The organism is Dyella sp. 01L423, assembly GCF_056399945.1.
Map to the genome: position 1 here is coordinate 1 of NZ_JBFTSI010000004.1, position 12,559 is coordinate 12,559.

Consider the following 12,559-nt stretch of genomic DNA (forward strand, 5'->3'; position numbering starts at 1 on the left):
ATCGCGTCATACGCCTTGAATTCGCCACCGAAGCGCTCTGCGCCGACCTTGGTCAGTGCAGCCGTCAGCGTCGTCTTGCCGTGGTCCACGTGACCAATCGTGCCGACGTTGACGTGCGGCTTGGTGCGTTCGAATTTACCCTTTGCCATACGTCTAAAACCCCGATGGAGTCAAATGTTGAAAAGTAAGGTGATACCCGCGGACCGCGGTGAGATGGTGCTCATGACTGGAATCGAACCAGCGACCTCTTCCTTACCAAGGAAGTGCTCTACCGACTGAGCTACATGAGCACTGCAACAGCAAAAACCACGAGAGCCAATGGAGCGGAAGGCGGGAATCGAACCCGCGTAATCAGTTTGGAAAACTGATGTTCTACCATTGAACTACTCCCGCCCTGCGCGGAACTCGTCTGGTGGAGGGAGGTGGATTCGAACCACCGAAGGCGTAAGCCAGCAGATTTACAGTCTGCCCCCGTTGGCCGCTTGGGTATCCCTCCAACAAAGAACGGCTATTGTGTGGATCAGCCTCGAAGCTGTCAACACCTTTGACTGGAAAATTGACGTTTTCTGGCGATTTTTTTCACCACTTCAGACACGTCCGTCAGATGTTTTCGGCAACCTTGGAGTCCACCAACTGTTCCATCTCCTTGGAAAGATTCATCAGCCGCATGGCCTGCTCCTGCAGCTGGCGCTCGTGGTCGTCGCGCGGCTCCCAGGTAGCCACCGGCGTGGGCTTGCCTTCGGGCGCATCGAGCGCCACGAAGACCATCACGCAGCTGGTGGCCAGGCGGTGCTCGTCTTTGCGCAGGTCGCTCGCCAGCACGTCCACAGCCATATGCATGCTGGAGCGACCCGTGTGGATCAGGCGGGCACGCACCGTGACCAGGTCGCCGATGAGGATGGGCTTCACGAACTGGATGCCACTGACCGAGGCGGTGACACAGTACGCACCGCTCCACGCCACCGCGCAGGCGTAGCCGGCCTGGTCGATCCACTTCATCACCATGCCGCCGTGCACCTTGCCGCCGAAATTGACATCGGTTGGCTGGGCCAGGAAACGGAAGTTCACTTCGTGCTGCTTGCCGGGCATGGACCGGTGACTCCAGGAACGGGATAGGCGGCAATTATGCGCCGCGGCGTGCAGTCGCACACGGCCGATCTTGCTCAGGGATGGTCGTCGACGCGGTAGATCATCGGGGCGGCGATGATTTTGCTGCGCACGCGGGCCGGATCGTGATCGATCTCGAAGCCCATATGGAGATAGATCGGAACGGCGCCCGGCGCTGCATTCAGCGTGAAAGCCCGCGTGCCGCCCCGTCGCACGCAATCGCGGCGCAGGCGCTCCCACAATTTCCTGGCGATGCCCTGCCCTTGGTATCGCGTGCCGACAAACAGCTGAAACACGTGGCTGTCGTTGCGTACGGCGGCCACGCCGGCGAGCGCGCCATCGACAAAGGCCAGATGGAAACGCTGGCCCGTCGCGATTTTCTCGCGGATAACGCTTACGCGCAGCGACTCCTCCAGCGCAATCACAGCCACCGGCGGCTGCTCCGGAGCTATCCAACGGCGCACCACGCGACGCGCCAGCCGCGCGATGGCGGGTGCATCGTCCTTGCGTGCCAGTCGCATGCGCAATGCAGTCATGGGGGCATCACAGCATGCAGTTGTCGGCCCGACAAGCACACCGCAACGGAGGCGCGGTGCGCCCCGACGACGGGCCGTACAGCAGCCAACAAGCGAGTGGAAATCCGACGATTCCTACTTCTTTGCTACGGAGTTCTATCGGACTTGTCCGATGCACGACTCGGAAATGCCCCGACATCGCAATTCCCGACTCCTGCGTACCGTCCACACCACTTAACCAAAACCTAATTGGACGGGAAGATCGGATGAACTTCAGGAAGAACCAACTCTGCGCATCGGTGCGCCTGGCGCTGGGTGCTCTCGTCATCAGCGGCTTCGGCACCGCGGCTTTTGCACAGGACGCCACCGCCAACCAGGCCAAGAGCAAGACGCTGGAAACGGTCACCGTGACCGGCTCGCTGATTCGCCGCGTGGACGTCGAGACGGCCAGCCCCGTGGTCACCATCGACCGTGCCGCCATCCAGGCCACCGGCAAGCAAACGCTGGGCGACCTGGTGCAGCAGCTGCCGGCGATGACTGGCGGCAACGTCAACCCACAGGTCAACAATGGCGGCGGATCGGGCAGCTCCAGCATCAACGTGCGCGGCCTGGGAGCGAAGCGCACACTGATCCTAGTGAACGGCCAGCGCCTGCTGAGCAAGGACCCGAACGCCATCCCGGCCGATGCCATCGAGCGCATCGAGGTGCTCCCGACTGGTGCGTCGGCAACCTATGGTTCGGACGCGATCGGCGGCGTGGTCAATTTCATCCTGCGCAAGAACTATCAGGGCGCCACCTTCACTGCGAACGTCGGCCAGTCCGATCGCAATGACGGGGCACAGAGCGGTTACACGTTCACCTTTGGCCAGACGTCCGAGAAGGGCAGCATCATGGCCGGCATCAACTACAACAAGCAGGATGGCGTCGAATCGGGCAATCGTGCGTTCTCCAAGAATGCGCTGTCCTTGAAAGGGAACCAGGCCTCTATCGGAGGCTCCCCGTCGACGCCCTACGGCAATATTCAGATCCCCGCCGGCAGCGCTGCTGCCGTGGCATTCGCCAACTGCACTTCGCGTCGTGTGTCATTGAACCCGGGTGGCAACGCCCAGGCGATGACGCCGGCCAACTACCATTGCTACACCGCCGCCGATCGATATAACTATGCAGCGGTCAATCTGATCATGACGCCGCAGGAGCGCACCGGCGGATTCCTCAGCGGCGACTACCGCCTCGGCGATCACGTCACCGCTTATCTGGACGCCGTTTACGAAAAGACGTCATCGAACTTCCAACTCGCCCCGGCAGTTTTCGGCGCCAACACGGGCTATCAGGTTGACCCCAAGAACGCCTTCAACCCGGTCCCTGGAAGTGCCTGGGGGGGCACCGGCGCCTCGTTCAAATCGCGACTTGCCTCACTTGGCTACCGCATCGCAGCGTCCGGCCGCGAGGATGCCCAGATCAATACGGGATTCCGCGGCGACTTCACTGTTTTGGAGAAGAGCTGGAACTGGGATGTCGGCTACAACTACGGCCATCAGAGCATCACGACCACGACCAGTGGCCTGGTCAACCAGACTCGGCTGTATTCAGGCCCCTCCGTGCTCAATGCCAATGGCACGGCGACCTGCCCGGCAGGCACGGACCCGGTTTCCTGCCAGTTCGACCCGTTCAATCTGTACTCGCCAGGCTCCGTTGCCGCACTCAAGCAGGCCAACACGATTGCCGTCAGCAACGACTATTCCATCCAGAAGAGTTGGCATGTCGGCGTCGGCGGCGAACTGTTCAGCCTGCCCGCAGGCGCCGTGCAACTGGCAGTGGGCTATGAGTACCGGAAGGAATACGAAAATACGGTCACCAGCCCAGAGCTTTTGCTCAACCCCGCCAGTGGCTCCTGCATCCTTGGCAGCCAATGCGTTGCCAATATGTCTGGCGGTTACAGCTCCAAGGATTTGTATGCCGAAACGCTCATACCGATTCTTTCCAATCTTCCTGCCGCGCAATCTCTAGACCTCACCATCGGCGATCGCTACACCCGCGTGAATACTTTCGGCAGCACGAACAACTTCAAGTTCGCACTGGAATGGAAGCCGATCGATGATTTGCTGGTGCGCGGCACGATGCAGCAAGTCTTTCGCGCGCCGAACCTCGGAGAACTGTTCTCCTCGTCTGCCGGCGCACCCAGCATCAAGAGCGATCCTTGCACGGGCTATCGAGGCGCCCCCGCAGGCTCGCCACTGGCGCTGGCCTGCCAGTACGTGCCGACCAATGGCAGCTTTGAGAATGTTCTGCTGGATCCAACCAATGGCGGGCAAGGTGCCGCCATTGGGGAGGGCGCCATGCTCGCAGGCTTTCCGATCAAGCCCGAAACCGGCAAGTCGTTCGACCTTGGTCTCGTCTATAGCCCGTCGTATGTCCCCGGCTTATCGACCACGCTCGACTTCTGGCACGTGTATCTGAATAACACGATTACCTCGGCAGGCCTGCAGAGCGTGCTCAATCTTTGCGCAGCAGGACAGACGGTCTTTTGCCGGTACATCAGCCGAACGCCCGCTGGTGAGAATGCGGGTCAATTGACGCAGTCCTCCATCGAGCCGGTCGCGAACCTGGGCAGCATGAGCACGGGCGGCATCGACTGGTCAGCTAACTACAAGCTGCCGCAGTTCGCGGTCGGGCAATTCAACATCGGTGTCAATGCTACCTATCTAAAGTACTTCACACAGAACACCGCCCCCGGACAACCTGGCAATGTGACGTTCAAGGATGTCGGCCATCTCCTGCCGTTCGGTTCAGCACAGCAAGCAGCTTGCCCCGGCAACTCCGGCGTCTGCCTGTTTCCGCGCTGGCGCGCACAGGGCTTTGTGGACTGGCAGAGTGGGGGCTGGAATGCACAGTGGCGCATGCGCCTTATCAGCCGCTTCCAAAACGGCGGTGCCGCAGGATCCACGAATGACACGTCACCGAACGGCGTGCCTGGCACGATCCTCAAGTACGGCGCGACGGTCTACAGCGACGTTTCGGTCGGCTACAACCTGGCCATGATCAACACCCGCCTGGATTTCGGCGTCAACAACCTGTTCGACAAGCAGCCGCCCATGCTGTACGCGAACAACACGCTCAACGCCAATACCGATCCATCCGACTTTGATCTGATGGGCCGGTACTGGTGGGCACGCGTGACGGTCAAGTTCTGATCGATAGAAAGCGCCTTGCACCGAAAGACCGCGTGAGCAATCACGCGGTCTTTTTATCGGCGGATCCAAATATTCACGCACAAAAAAAGCCGCGCAATGCGCGGCTTTTCATGGATAGATCAACCGATCAGACGTTGAACAGGAAGTGCAGCACGTCGCCGTCCTTGACGATGTAATCCTTGCCTTCCTTGCGCAGACGGCCGGCCGCCGCTGCGCCGGCTTCGCCCTTGTACTGGATGAAGTCGTCGTAGGAAACGGTCTCGGCACGGATGAAGCCGCGCTCGAAGTCGGTGTGGATCACGCCTGCTGCTTGCGGTGCGGTGAAGCCGCGCTTGATCGTCCAGGCGCGCACTTCCTTTACGCCGGCGGTGAAGTAGGTCTGCAGATTGAGCAGCTTGTAGCCGGCGCGAATGACGCGGTTGAGACCCGGCTCGTCGAGGCCCAGATCCTTGAGGAACTCGTCGCGGTCGGCGTCTTCCAGCTGCGACATCTCTTCTTCGATCGCTGCGCACACCGGCACGACTTCGGCGCCTTCAATCACGGCGCGCGCACGCACGGCGTCGAGGTGCGGATTGTTTTCGAAGCCGTCTTCGCGCACGTTGGCGATGTACATCAGCGGCTTGAGCGTAAGCAGGAACAGGTCGCGCACCAGCGCCTTTTCTTCCTCGTCCAGGCCCAGGCTGCGTGCGGACTTGCCTTCGTTGAGACCGGCGGCAAGCTTCTGCAGCACCGGCTTCTTGGCCATGGCTTCCTTGTCGTTGGCCTTGGCGGCACGCTCGGCGCGGTTCAGCGCCTTCTCGACGGAATCGAGATCGGCGAGCGCCAGCTCGGTGTCGATGGTTTCGATGTCGGCGATCGGGTCGACCTTGCCGGCCACGTGGATGATGTCGCTGTGCTCAAAGCAGCGCACCACGTGGGTGATCGCGTCCACTTCGCGGATGTGGGCCAGGAACTTGTTGCCCAGGCCTTCGCCCTTCGAAGCGCCTGCCACCAGGCCCGCGATATCGACGAACTCGACGGCGGTCGGGACCACCTTCTGGGGATTGACGATGTCCGACAGCGCATTGAGGCGCAGATCGGGCACCGGCACCACGCCGACGTTCGGCTCGATGGTGCAAAACGGGAAGTTGGCCGCCGCGATGCCCGCCTTGGTCAGTGCATTGAACAGGGTGGACTTGCCGACGTTAGGCAGGCCGACGATGCCGCATTTGATGCCCATTTTGAATTCCGTGGATTCGGCGCTGACGCGCCTGTAAATGGTGAATGGTAAAGGGAAAGAACTGATGTCGCGTAACGCATGGCGCTCAGGCGCCGCGGCGGACGATCTCAGCCTGCCGGTGTGTGGAGTTTCTGCATGGCCTTGTCGAACTGGCCGTCCACCGCCAGCGGCAGCACATCAAGCGCGCGCGAGATACCGTCGACGATGGCGTTCTCGTCCTTCTCGGAAGCACGCCCCAGAACCCAGGAAGTGACCCTGTCTTTGTGACCGGGGTGACCGATGCCAACGCGCAGGCGATGAAATTTGGCGTGGCCCAGGTGCGCAACGATGTCGCGCAGGCCATTCTGGCCGCCGTGGCCACCGTCGAACTTCAAACGCACGGTGCCGGGATCGAGATCCAGCTCGTCGTGCGCGACGAGGCACTCTTCGGGCTCGATTTTGTAATAGCGCAACGCCGAAACCACGGCGATGCCGCTTTTATTCATGAAAGTGGAGGGCTTGAGCAGCCATACCGGCTCGCCGCCGATGCGGACCTTGCAGGTCTCGCCATGCAGCTTGCCGTCGAAACCGAAGCGCTCGCCCTGCCCTGACGCCAGGGCGTCAACAAACCAGAACCCGGCGTTGTGCCGGGTTCGGAGATATTCGGCACCGGGATTGCCCAGTCCGACGATGAGTCGAAGACCCGCCATAAGATCGAACGGCCCATGCCCGCGAGGACATGGGCCGCAGCGACTTACTTCTTCGGAGCTTCCGGCGCCGGGGCGGCTTCGCCCTCGGCCGGGGTCTCGTCGACTTCTTCCTTCACCGTGTTGGCGGTGACGACGGCCGTGTCGTGGTCCGCACCCAGGTGCAGGGCAACGATTTCCACGCCCTTGGGCAGCTTCAGCTGCGACAAGTGGACGATGTCGCCCGGCTTCAGGTCGGTCAGGTCGAGTTCGATGAACTCCGGCAGATCCTTCGGCAGGCAGGAGACTTCCACTTCCGTCAGGTTGTGCGAGATCACCACACCGGAGGTCTTGGAGGCGGGCGACTTGTCCTGGTTCAGGAAGTGCACCGGCACCTTGACGCGCAGGGCAGCGTTCTCGTCGACGCGCAGGAAGTCCATGTGCAGCATCTGCAGCTTGTACGGATGCTTCTGCCAGTCACGCACCAGCACCTTCTGCACCTTGCCGTCGATGTTCAGGTCGAGCACCGAGGAGAAGAACCACTCGTGCTTGGCAGCGAGCAGGATGGTGTTGTGTTCGATCTGGATGCTCTGCGGGGCCTGGCCGGCACCGTAGACAACAGCAGGAACGACGCCGGTATGACGCAGGCGGCGGCTCGCACCTTTCCCCTCGTCATTACGGGCCGAAGCCTTGATTTCATGAGTCGTAGCCATGTGGGCATTACCTATCGGAAGTGAGCTGCCTCGCGGCAGTCATGCGACTCCCCCGCGACCAGAGGAGCCGTGAAACAGCGGCGGGCGCGTGCCCACCGCGAAAAACTCAGTCGATGTACAACGAGCTCACCGACTCGCCAAAGTGGATACGGCGAATCGTTTCCGCCAGCAGCTCGGCGACCGAGAGCTGACGGATCTTGCTGCATGCGGCGATTTCCGGCCGCAGCGGCAAGGTGTTGGTGACCACCAGCTGGTCGAGCTGGGAGTTCTCGATGTTCTTCAGCGCCGCACCCGACAACACCGGATGCACGCAGTACGCCACCACCTTGCGGGCGCCGCGCTCCTTCAGAGCCGCAGCAGCCGCACACAAGGTGCCAGCGGTGTCGACGATGTCGTCGACCAGCACGCAGGTCTTGCCGTCGACTTCACCGATGATGTTCATCACGGTGGCCACGTTCGCCTTCGGGCGACGCTTGTCGATGATGGCCAGATCGGCATCGTCCAGGCGCTTGGCCATGGCACGCGCACGCACCACGCCGCCCACATCCGGACTGACCACGATCAGGTCGTCCATGCTGTAGCTGCGCCAGATGTCCGCCAACAGCACCGGCGAGGCATAGACGTTGTCCACCGGGATGTCGAAGAAGCCCTGGATCTGGTCGGCGTGCAAATCGACCGTGAGCACGCGATCCACGCCCGAGGTGCCGATCATCTTGGCCACCATCTTTGCCGTGATCGGCACACGCGCCGAGCGCGGGCGACGATCCTGGCGGGCATAGCCGAAGTACGGAATGACCGCCGTCACACTGGCGGCCGAGGCGCGCTTGAGCGCATCCACCAGCACCAGCAGCTCGAACAGGTTCTCTGCGCTCGGCGCGCCCGTGGGCTGCAGCACGAACACTTCCTGGCGGCGGACGTTCTCTTCGATCTCCACCTGCGCTTCGCCGTCACTGAAGGTGCTGACGAGCGCCTTGCCCAGCGGCACACCCAGGCGTTGAGCCACATCCTCGGCGAGGGCGCGGTGCGCGTTGCCGGTGAAGAGCATCGGGCCGGAGATGTCGACAGTCATTTCTCTAGAACCTGTGTGAGCCATATGAATGGCTGGGGCGGAAGGATTCGAACCTTCGCATGCAGGAATCAAAATCCTGTGCCTTAACCAGCTTGGCGACGCCCCAGTAACAACTGGATTTTCTACTTGTCGTTCCCGCCGACACCGCGAAAGCGCGCCAGGGCGACATGCAACGGAGAAACGTCCTCGCCCCTGGCCACGTGGGCCGTGAAATGGGCAGGACACCGCTCCGCAATGGCTTCGGCACGTTCCACGTCGCCTGTTTCCAGGAACACGCAGGCACCGCTGCCAGAAAGCCTTGCCCGGCCGAAGCCGTCGAGCCAGTCCAGCGCCGCAGCCACACGCGGATGCCGCGCGCGGACCACGGGCGCGAAAGCGTTCTCGACCGTTTCGCCCGAAGCAAAGGATGAAATTGTGGCGGGCGGAGCATTTCGTGTCAATTCAGACGCTTGAAAAAGCGCCCCAGTGGGCACGTGTTCGTGGGGGTCGAGCACCACGTACCAGCGCGGCGGCAGGCCCAGCGGCGTCAGTTTTTCGCCGATGCCCTCGGCCCAGGCCGAGCGTCCGCGCACGAACACCGGGACGTCGGCGCCGAGCTGGCGGCCCAGCTCGGCCAGCGTGTCGTCGTCCAGGCCGGCACCCCAAAGACGGTTCAGGGCCACCAGCACGGTGGCCGCATCCGAACTGCCGCCGCCGAGGCCACCGCCCATGGGAATGCGCTTCTCTACTTCGATATCGACGCCCGCCCCTGCCGGCACCAGGGGCTGCAACAGGCGGGCGGCGCGAACCACCAGGTCGGTGTCGGCCGGCACGCCGGGGACCTCGGTCAGGCGGTGTATCTCACCGTCGCGGCGGACACGCAGGTGGATCTCGTCGCCCCAGTCGAGCAGGCGGAACACGGTCTGCAGCTCGTGGTAACCATCCGGGCGGCGGCCGACGATGCGCAGGAACAGGTTCAACTTGGCGGGCGCGGGCCAGATGGTCCAGTCGGCCGGGTCCGGCGGCGCCAGCGGTCGGCTCATGAAAACGCGCAGATCATCTGGAAAGCCGTTCTCGCGATCGCGTTCGCGGGCGAAATCGAATTCCGGGAGATTCTTGTCCATCACCTGGAAGCCGTGCTTCGCATAGAACGGCGCGTTCCACGGCACGTCGGCGAGCGTGCCCAGGTCCACGCGGTGGTAGCCGGCCATGCGCGCCCAGCTACAGGCGTGTTCGAGCAAGGCAGCGCCGATACCGCGCTGGCCGTGCGAAGGAAGCACGTCCATCTCGGCCACGCCGATGGCGTCGCCGCCCTCTTCCGCGTCCAGCCAGATAAAGCCGACTGGCTGGTCGGAACCGATCACGGCAACCCAGACCAAGCCGCGCGCAATGGCTTCCCGCAGTACCTCAGGCGGCACCGACACGTTACGGTAGGACGGCCACGCGCGGTGACCGCGGAACAGTTCGACGGCCGCGCGCTCGATGGCGCATAAGGCATCGACCTGTTCGAGCTGGGCGCGTTGGATGTGGAAGGTCATGGCGACAGCAGGCTGTTGTAGGAGCGCACCCTGTGCGCGAGCAGGGAGCCCGGGGTTACGCTCCGTCGGGTCGCGCACAGGGTGCGCTCCCACAAGGGAGCGCGATGGTTATTGGATGGTCCACGACTCAATCGACAGCCGCACCGAGCTGGTCGGGTTGCTGGCGAAGACCTTGGTGGGCAAGGCCGGTTCGCGCTTGGTGTCCCAGCCTGGGTAGGCCACGGTCCAGCCATCCTGGGTCAGGGTCTTGGGCAGGCCGTCGTCGCCGAACTTAAGCTCGGCCGGACCACTGTCGGCGCGGGTACCCAGCACCCAGGCACGCAGGTCGTGGAACGGCACCTGCCAGCCCAGCGCACTCTGCACCAGCGACTCCACGTCCGGACTGCGCTGCGGACCGCCATCGAGGCCTTCCAGCACCGCACTCACCGGCGTCACCGTCAACTTGAAGCTCTTGCTGCCCACCGGGCCCCGCACGACGAATTCGTAGTTGTCGCCGGTCTGCGTCCAGGTCAGCGTGCCGCTGCCGCCCTCTTTCTTACCGTTGACCTCGCCAGACACGCCGATCTTGCCTTGCAGGACCCAATGGTCGGTCTTCTCCAGCAGGTGCTCGCGAGCGCGCTGCTCATTGAGCAACACCGCGTAATCGGCCTGGGGTTGCGGGCGGACGGCTTCCTTATGGACGCAGGCGGCCAGCAGCAGCGGCAAGGCTGCCGCGAGGAGTCGGATCGGAAGCTTCATGGATTGAGGCGCTTGAGGGTGTTGTGGAGGTTGATGCTTTGCGGGTCGATCTTACGCACTTCGTCGAAGACGCGGCGGGCGTCTTCCTGGCGCCCCTGCTTCCACAGCACTTCGCCCAGGTGTACGCCGACGTCGGCGTCCTTGTGCGCCGTCCAGGCGCCGCGCAGCGTCGTTTCGGCCTGGTCCAGATGACCCAGCCGGTACTGCAGCCAGCCCCAGGAATCGAGGATGGCCGGGTCGTCCGGGCGCGCCGCACGCGCCTGCTCGATCAGGCGCTGTGCCTCGGGAAGGTCGCGGTTGGCATCGGCTAGCGTGTAGCCGAGTGCGTTGGTGGCGTCGGTGTCGTCAGGCTTCAGCTGCAGCAGATGTCGGAAATCGTTGACTGCCTGGTCGGTCTGGCCGGCCGAGGCGTAGGCAAGGCCGCGGCCGTACAGCAGGCCCGGATCATCCGGCGTCACCTGCAGAGCCCGGCTGAAGGCCCGCTCCGCCTGGCTGTACTGCTGTTCGTCCATATACAGCTCGGCGTCCACCTCATAGGCACGGCGCAGCATGGCCGGCTGGTCGAGATAGTCGGTCTGCATCTGCGCGAGCTGCTCGTGGGCTTCGGCACTGCGACCCAGGTCCTGCAGCAGTACGGCGCTGCGCAGATCGGCATCGAAGGCGTGATCGTCATCGTCGGCGACCTGGTCGTACCACTTCAGCGCCTCGTCCTTTTTGTCGAGCATCTCGGCCATCTGGCCCAGCAGGTAGGCACTGCCCTGGCGCACGTCGTCCGGCGAATGCTGCAGTTGGGTGTACAGGCGATTGATGGTCTTGGTGTCGTGCGCCCGTGCGGCAAACGCGGCCCGCATGGCGTAGGTGTCGGCGTCCTGCGGGCCGCTGTCGAGCATGTGCGCAGCGGCAGCGTAGTCACCGCCCTGCCCTAGCAGCGTCGCGTAGGCGAGCCGCAGGTGGGTGTTCTTAGGATCCTTGGCCAGCGCCTTGTCGAATAAGGCCTTGGCACCGTTTTTGTCGCCGTCGTGATACTTCATCTGGCCCAGCCAGGCGTAGGTCTCGGCGGTGCCGAACCGCTTCACGGCTGCCTCGGCGATGGTCAGCGCGTAGGCGTGACGGCCCAGTTTGTCACCCAGTTCGCTCATCGCGAGCCAGGCCTGCGGGTCATTGGGCAGGCGCTGCGGGGTGGCCACAGCCTCCAGCAACTGGGCGGACTGGGCGGCGTCGCGGCCGCTGACCAGCACCCGTCCGAACTGCCGCCAGGCATCCGGGTCACCGGTGTTGACCAGGATTTCCAGCTGACGGCGCGCCTCTTGCGTATCGCCCTGGCTCAACGCCAATTGAGCCCGCGCCTGAGCGAGCGGCGCCGGCTTGGCGCCCAGCGCCTGCCAGCGGGCAATGGCGGCCTGGGCGGCCTCGGTATCGCGCACGGCGATCGCCAGCGCGGCCGCCTGCTCGGCCACCTTGGGATCGAGCGACAGCTGCATGGCGCGGCTGTAGGCCGCCGAAGCCGCCTTGAGATCGGTGCGGGTGAGCGCCATCTCGCCAGCAAGCAGCTGGGCCATCAGGTCGTGATCCTCATCGGGCACCGCGACCACCAGCCGACCCAGCGGCTGCTTGTCATTGGCCAGCGAACGTCCCGACGAACCTGAGACGGTGGCGCAACCGGCCAGGACCAGCGCCGCCAGACCGCCGACCGCAAAATGCCGCAGTTGCTTGAACTTGGACCACCTGCTCAGCACACTATTCTCCGCTCATCCGTCCGTGACACGGCCGTATCCACAATGTAGAACGGTCGTCGCTAACCGCTAGTTTACGCCGGATGCCCCTC

The 12,559-nt window shown here is 63.4% G+C and carries 11 protein-coding genes and 4 tRNA genes; 1 reads left to right on the forward strand and 14 read right to left on the reverse strand.

Going from position 1 to position 12,559, the window contains the following annotated elements; genetic code table 11:
• From AC1DMY_RS12585 to AC1DMY_RS12610, 6 genes are all read right to left on the reverse strand, one after another.
• Positions 1-149, reverse strand: a 149-nt coding sequence (locus AC1DMY_RS12585; protein WP_240732659.1) for a GTP-binding protein, incomplete at its 3' end; no start/stop codon positions are given.
• A 65-nt stretch (positions 150-214) separates the two neighbouring features.
• A tRNA-Thr gene (locus tag AC1DMY_RS12590) sits at positions 215-290 on the reverse strand.
• A gap of 29 nt (positions 291-319) precedes the next feature.
• Positions 320-393, reverse strand: a tRNA-Gly gene (locus AC1DMY_RS12595).
• Positions 394-410: 17 nt separating this feature from the next.
• Positions 411-496 (reverse strand) — tRNA-Tyr (locus tag AC1DMY_RS12600).
• A 104-nt stretch (positions 497-600) separates the two neighbouring features.
• Positions 601-1,089: an acyl-CoA thioesterase gene (locus AC1DMY_RS12605; protein ID WP_477165298.1), complete on the reverse strand. Its 489-nt coding sequence runs from the start codon at positions 1,087-1,089 to the stop codon at positions 601-603.
• Positions 1,090-1,163: 74 nt separating this feature from the next.
• Positions 1,164-1,643, reverse strand: coding sequence for a GNAT family N-acetyltransferase (locus AC1DMY_RS12610; protein ID WP_477165299.1), 480 nt, complete (start codon positions 1,641-1,643; stop codon positions 1,164-1,166).
• Positions 1,644-1,657: 14 nt separating this feature from the next.
• On the opposite strand from AC1DMY_RS12610, the gene AC1DMY_RS12615 reads away from it, so the two are divergent.
• Positions 1,658-4,813 carry a TonB-dependent receptor plug domain-containing protein gene (locus tag AC1DMY_RS12615; RefSeq protein WP_477165300.1) on the forward strand — a complete coding sequence of 1,052 codons (3,156 nt, stop codon included), beginning with the start codon at positions 1,658-1,660 and terminating at the stop codon, positions 4,811-4,813.
• 127 nt (positions 4,814-4,940) lie between these two features.
• Here the strand turns inward: AC1DMY_RS12615 and ychF are convergent, their stop codons facing one another.
• The 8 genes from ychF to AC1DMY_RS12655 form a co-directional block, all read right to left on the reverse strand.
• Positions 4,941-6,032, reverse strand: a complete 1,092-nt coding sequence (gene ychF / locus AC1DMY_RS12620; protein WP_477165301.1) for a redox-regulated ATPase YchF — start codon at positions 6,030-6,032, stop codon at positions 4,941-4,943.
• A gap of 107 nt (positions 6,033-6,139) precedes the next feature.
• A complete protein-coding gene (gene pth / locus AC1DMY_RS12625) occupies positions 6,140-6,721 on the reverse strand; it encodes an aminoacyl-tRNA hydrolase (protein WP_477165302.1) in 582 nt (193 codons plus the stop codon).
• A gap of 44 nt (positions 6,722-6,765) precedes the next feature.
• Positions 6,766-7,410, reverse strand: coding sequence for a 50S ribosomal protein L25/general stress protein Ctc (locus tag AC1DMY_RS12630; protein WP_441605567.1), 645 nt, complete (start codon positions 7,408-7,410; stop codon positions 6,766-6,768).
• A 106-nt stretch (positions 7,411-7,516) separates the two neighbouring features.
• A complete protein-coding gene (locus tag AC1DMY_RS12635) occupies positions 7,517-8,455 on the reverse strand; it encodes a ribose-phosphate diphosphokinase (RefSeq protein ID WP_477165557.1) in 939 nt (312 codons plus the stop codon).
• Between the two features lie 53 nt (positions 8,456-8,508).
• Positions 8,509-8,585 (reverse strand) — tRNA-Gln (locus AC1DMY_RS12640).
• Between the two features lie 16 nt (positions 8,586-8,601).
• Positions 8,602-9,996, reverse strand: coding sequence for a 4-(cytidine 5'-diphospho)-2-C-methyl-D-erythritol kinase (gene ispE / locus AC1DMY_RS12645; protein ID WP_477165303.1), 1,395 nt, complete (start codon positions 9,994-9,996; stop codon positions 8,602-8,604).
• A 108-nt stretch (positions 9,997-10,104) separates the two neighbouring features.
• Positions 10,105-10,734, reverse strand: a complete 630-nt coding sequence (gene lolB, locus AC1DMY_RS12650) for a lipoprotein insertase outer membrane protein LolB (RefSeq protein WP_477165304.1) — start codon at positions 10,732-10,734, stop codon at positions 10,105-10,107.
• Positions 10,731-12,470, reverse strand: coding sequence for a tetratricopeptide repeat protein (locus tag AC1DMY_RS12655; protein ID WP_477165305.1), 1,740 nt, complete (start codon positions 12,468-12,470; stop codon positions 10,731-10,733). Before AC1DMY_RS12655 ends, lolB begins: the two co-directional genes overlap by 4 nt.
• Positions 12,471-12,559 lie beyond the last annotated feature (89 nt).

What these genes read in the sequence shown, in the direction of transcription:
- AC1DMY_RS12630 (WP_441605567.1), bottom strand. Translation starts at nt 7,410, where the DNA reads ATGGCTACGACTCATGAAATCAAGGCTTCGGCCCGTAATGACGAGGGG.
- AC1DMY_RS12635 (WP_477165557.1), bottom strand. Translation starts at nt 8,455, where the DNA reads ATGCTCTTCACCGGCAACGCGCACCGCGCCCTCGCCGAGGATGTGGCT.
- ychF (WP_477165301.1), bottom strand. Translation starts at nt 6,032, where the DNA reads ATGGGCATCAAATGCGGCATCGTCGGCCTGCCTAACGTCGGCAAGTCC.
- AC1DMY_RS12610 (WP_477165299.1), bottom strand. Translation starts at nt 1,643, where the DNA reads ATGACTGCATTGCGCATGCGACTGGCACGCAAGGACGATGCACCCGCC.
- lolB (WP_477165304.1), bottom strand. Translation starts at nt 10,734, where the DNA reads ATGAAGCTTCCGATCCGACTCCTCGCGGCAGCCTTGCCGCTGCTGCTG.
- AC1DMY_RS12615 (WP_477165300.1), top strand. Translation starts at nt 1,658, where the DNA reads ATGCAGTTGTCGGCCCGACAAGCACACCGCAACGGAGGCGCGGTGCGC.
- AC1DMY_RS12605 (WP_477165298.1), bottom strand. Translation starts at nt 1,089, where the DNA reads ATGCCCGGCAAGCAGCACGAAGTGAACTTCCGTTTCCTGGCCCAGCCA.
- ispE (WP_477165303.1), bottom strand. Translation starts at nt 9,996, where the DNA reads ATGACCTTCCACATCCAACGCGCCCAGCTCGAACAGGTCGATGCCTTA.
- pth (WP_477165302.1), bottom strand. Translation starts at nt 6,721, where the DNA reads ATGGCGGGTCTTCGACTCATCGTCGGACTGGGCAATCCCGGTGCCGAA.